The sequence below is a fragment of the Leisingera sp. XS_AS12 genome (assembly GCF_041224635.1).
Taxonomy (GTDB): Bacteria; Pseudomonadota; Alphaproteobacteria; order Rhodobacterales; family Rhodobacteraceae; genus Leisingera.
The window spans coordinates 1-281 of record NZ_JBGFGM010000055.1; the positions used below are offsets into that span (position 1 = coordinate 1).

Annotated in this window: 1 pseudogene; it reads left to right on the forward strand. The window is 70.8% G+C overall.

Annotation, left to right across the window (positions count from 1 at the left end):
• A pseudogene (locus AB9K35_RS02085) lies at nt 1-273 on the forward strand (hypothetical protein); the annotation flags it as partial.
• Between the last annotated feature and the right edge of the window lie 8 nt (nt 274-281).

Consider the following 281-nt stretch of genomic DNA (forward strand, 5'->3'; position numbering starts at 1 on the left):
GTGCTGGAGTGCCGCGACGGGCAGTTCGCCTGCATCAGCCCCTTTGATCTGGAGAACCGTGCCTGCGTCACGGCGGATGAGGCGGCGTTGCTGCGGATGCTGCATCACATGCGCCGGGACGAGACCCCGCCGGCGCGGGAAGCGGTGGCCGAGGTGACTCAGGGCCAGATGGACCCGCATGTGATTCGCGCAGGCCTGGCCCTGGCGCACCGCTTTGCCGTGGGACGGCCGGGCGGGCGACCGCAGGCCCCGAGACTACAGGTGGTCGGATGAGCCGCGTG